This is a genomic window from Actinoplanes sp. NPDC051633 (genome assembly GCF_040681735.1).
Taxonomy (GTDB): Bacteria; Actinomycetota; Actinomycetes; order Mycobacteriales; family Micromonosporaceae; genus Actinoplanes.
In genome coordinates this window covers 1-1491 of record NZ_JBFAZH010001553.1, presented here as the reverse complement: position 1 = coordinate 1491, position 1491 = coordinate 1, and the positions used below count along the sequence as shown (strand labels likewise).

The following is a 1491-nucleotide window of genomic DNA, read 5'->3' as shown; positions in this document are numbered from 1 at the left end:
CGCAGTTCCGCGCGCTCAGCGTGCTGATGCGCGACGACCCGCAGCGGGTTTCCGACCTGGCCGAGCACCTGCACATCGCCCCGCGCTCGGCCACCGAGGTGATCGACCACTTGGAGCGGCGCGGTCTGGTCGAGCGCCGCCCGGACGTGGCGGACCGCCGGGCCACACTGATCGCGCTGACCGACCAGGGCCGCGCGGCGGGTGACGACCTGCGCGCGGCCCGGCAGGCCGAGGCCGGCCGCTTCTTCAGCACGCTGGACGACGACGACCGCGAGACCCTCGCCACGATTCTGCGGAAACTGGCCGGCACAGGTGACGAAGCGGTGAACCGGGGGTAAAGCCCCGGTATGCCGGCTGAACGTCCCCTCGCGCTGCGCCTCGGCGTGTCCGCCGTCCTCTCCGTCGTTCTGCTCGTCCCGTTCGCGTTGCTCGCCGCCTTCGTGTCCGGCAACTGGGCGCCCCTGCGCTCCCTGGACGGCGGGATCGCCAACGACGCGCACACGTGGGCGCTCGGCCATCCGGCACTGGTCGACGCGATGCTCGTGTGGAGCTGGATCTTCTCGCCGACCGGCCTGCGCATCGCCGCTCTCGGCCTGGTGATCTGGCTCTTCCGCCGCAACGCCCGCCGGGTGGCCTGGTGGGTGATCGTGACGATGACCACCGGCGGGGTGGTCGCCGCGTTGCTCAAACTCCTGATCGAGCGGGACCGGCCGTCGTTGCTCGACCCGGTGGCCCGTGCGACCGGTTACTCGTTCCCGTCCGGCCACGCGGCCAACGCGGCGCTGACGTGCGCGGTGTTCCTGCTCGTGCTGATCCCGTTCCGGCGCGCCCGGCCGGCGCTCTGGGTGGGAGCGGTGGTGATCACGCTGATCACCGGGCTGTGCCGGATCGCGCTCGGTGTGCACTGGACCAGTGACGTCGTCGCCGGATGGCTGCTCGGCATCGCCGTGGTCGCGGTGACGACCGCCGCCTTCGAGGGCGCCCGGGGCCGGAGGCGGCGCACACCGGTGCCGGTCGAGGGAATCGAACCCGAGGTCGCCGCCAGGCGTTGATGATCTTGGGTACGGGGTACAGCAGCCCCGTGCCGATCGTGCTGCAAGCCCTCAAGCGGGTGCTCCTCCCCGTCGTGCTCCTGCTCGTCCATCTTGGGCACGTCGGGCCGGGCCCGGTCGATGATCAGGGTGGTGAAGAAGAAGACGACGGCCTGCGCGGCCACCCCGAGGCACAGGAAGATCGGCTCCCGCCAGCGGTGCAGCCGGACGCGCAGGATCAACGCCACGACGATGGTCACACCGATGATCACCGGGGTGCTCCCGACCATGCTGAAGAACCAGGTGACACCGTTGAAGAAGCCGGTCCGGTCACCGGCCAGCTCCCGGTTGACGCCGTCCTCGGCGGTGAACGGCCAGTCGTGCTGCAGCACCTTGGTGACCAGCAGACCGAGCCCGACCATGAGGACGAGCAGGAGCACGACGGGGAGGAGCACCCGCT

The 1491-nt window shown here is 71.0% G+C and carries 3 protein-coding genes; all 3 read left to right on the top strand.

The window, feature by feature from the left end:
- Positions 1–338 (top strand): MarR family transcriptional regulator (locus AB0M20_RS43065; protein ID WP_364307227.1); only part of this gene is annotated, 338 nt, incomplete at its 5' end.
- 9 nt (positions 339–347) lie between these two features.
- A complete protein-coding gene (locus AB0M20_RS43060; RefSeq protein ID WP_364307226.1) occupies positions 348–1052 on the top strand; it encodes a phosphatase PAP2 family protein in 705 nt (234 codons plus the stop codon).
- A 29-nt stretch (positions 1053–1081) separates the two neighbouring features.
- Positions 1082–1491 (top strand): hypothetical protein (locus AB0M20_RS43055; protein ID WP_364307224.1); only part of this gene is annotated, 410 nt, incomplete at its 3' end.